The following is a 2,371-nucleotide window of genomic DNA, read 5'->3' as shown; positions in this document are numbered from 1 at the left end:
TTTCACCCTCTGGAATAATTTGGTATCTTCGATACCAGATGCCCATGCTGGGCACACACATCACCTTGGATACAGCGGGCGGGTCTGAGTAAATAGAAAATTCAGTATCCTTTAGAAGCTAGGAGTAAGCTTGAAGAGAATGGTTCAGAATGCCCGCCGTCTCCAAGCTAAACACGTTGTGCTTAATTAAGACAGCAAAATGAAAGAAAACCTACTCATTCTGATTCTCCTTACAATTTCATTAAGTGGTTACTGTCAGAACAATATTCGAATTGAAAAAGCTGACTGCTTTTTAGAAGAATGTGAAGCATTTGCTGACTACCCGAATGTAGAGTTCGGGTTCATCTGTGTTCCTGAGGATTATAATAAGCCTGATGGAAAGTTTATTAAAGTAGCATTTAGTATCGTAAAAAGTACTGTTGAAATTCCTGAGACGGATCCCATTCTGATATTCGGAGGAGGATGGGGAATGCCTGTAGTATTTCAAACCATGGCCTTTTTGAGTACCATGCCTATAAAAAATCGGGACATAATTTTATACGATTACAGAGGCTCAGGCTACTCAACTCCGAATCTCTGCCCAGATTTGGGGAAAAAACAGTGGGAATTAATCCAGCAGGATCTAAAATATGATGAGTTTACAGCGAAGCTTAATAGTCAATTCTATACCTGTTTTGAAGAATTAGAACAGCAAGGAATTGATTACCGGCTCTACGGGACTGAGATAAAAACTATTGATGCTGTAAAATTAATTGAGCAGCTTGGTTATAAGGAAGTGAACTTATTTGGTATATCTAATGGCACCATGAGCATACAGGGTTTTCTCAGAGCTGCTGAAAATTCATCCGTGAAAATACGTTCAATCTATAGTGATTCTAATGTTCCGATGAGGGATTATCTGTCAGGGGATTTCACTTTACGCTACAAGCAGATCTTGGACCAAATATTAGATGTTTGTGCAAATGATCCTGAATGTGAAAATGCCTATCCAAATCTCAAAGAGCGTTATCACAAATTTATTAGGGAATCCCTGAACAAGCCTTTAACCTACAAAGGGGAAAAAGTATTGATTTTTAATACCTATGAGATCAATGGGGTTATTCACCAACTATTATATTCCAGTTCCAACTTCAAAGATTTACCTCTGGTGTTGGAAGCACTTATGAACGATGAACTTAGTTTTATTGACCAGTTGTTATTTAGGTTTCAAAAACTGGTAGAAAGAGCAAATGGCACATCAATCATTAATTACACCCATGACTGGAAAGCACGACATACTGCGGTAAAAACAGAATATGAGCAAGTCCAGCAAGACTACCCAGAGTTCATGTGGGCAGATTTTTGGTTAGACTTTTACGTAAATGACACAACAATTAAATACAATCCTAGAGATACCATCCCAGTAACCAGTGATATACCCGCCCTTGTCATTGCAGGTTCTTATGATCTTATTACTGCTCCTAAGTACAGTAAAATGATGCATAGAAGATATAGCAACAGCTATTATTTCGAATTGCCTAAGGTGGGACATGGTGTTTTTTTTACTCCTTGTGGAAATCAAATATTGGAAGACTTTATTGAGAATCCAGAAATAAGACCTAATGATGAATGTGTGAAGACATTGGAATCAGTTCCTATCAATTTCACTACTTCACTCTATAAAAACACTAAATTGAGTCGCCTGTTCCTGGAAGTTGGTTTTCAAAGAAATGTACTATGGATCTCTGTTTTGGTTATACCAATGTTGTTTTGTCTTCTATTATTCATCAGAGAAATATTTCAAGCTTTAAGAAAAAAGGCATTCAATGCCCTAAGATTCATTCAATCTGTATGCGTTTTAATATTTCTCTTTGGTTTGTCCTATTATTCTTTTGAAACGATTCAACAGGGAGGGTTGACCCTATTTTTTGGGCTGGTTGAAGCTGCCTGGTGGCTTCCATGGTTGTGTATCGTGATTCTAGTTTTAGGTTTAAATATACTTTACCAAATGACCAGAACTTCAAAATTTAATTTCTGGAATGTGGGATTAATTCTCTCATCAATATTAGTAATTATTACTGCTTTTACATATGGGATTAAACCGTTTTGAAAAGTAACTAAGCACAATCGAGTAGCCTGAACTGAGCCAATTAGCTCAGGTTGAGGCTCTCACACCACTGTACGTATGGGTCTCGTATATAGCGGTTCGTAAAGCACAAGGCTGCCGCTCTTTACACCAACAACCTCTTTCCGCTACTTTTTAGATAAGGCTATGCCGATAGCTATCGGCACTCCTTATCGAATTTTCACTTCACAATACAGCCTGCCCCGACTTCCTCGGGGTTCGGCCCTTCACCAACTCGTGAGAACTCCTACTTTCTGTAGGCTCAAG

The 2,371-nt window shown here is 38.3% G+C and carries 1 protein-coding gene; it reads left to right on the top strand.

The window, feature by feature from the left end:
- The first annotated feature begins 199 nt into the window (after nt 1-199).
- Nucleotides 200-2,089, top strand: coding sequence for an alpha/beta hydrolase (locus HMJ38_RS24980; RefSeq protein WP_194977179.1), 1,890 nt, complete (start codon nt 200-202; stop codon nt 2,087-2,089).
- Nucleotides 2,090-2,371: the final 282 nt, after the last annotated feature.

Source organism: Aquiflexum lacus (assembly GCF_015476655.1).
GTDB lineage: Bacteria > Bacteroidota > Bacteroidia > Cytophagales > Cyclobacteriaceae > Aquiflexum > Aquiflexum lacus.
This window is presented reverse-complemented; position numbering and strand designations above follow the sequence as displayed.

What these genes read in the sequence shown, in the direction of transcription:
- HMJ38_RS24980 (WP_194977179.1), top strand. Translation starts at nt 200, where the DNA reads ATGAAAGAAAACCTACTCATTCTGATTCTCCTTACAATTTCATTAAGT.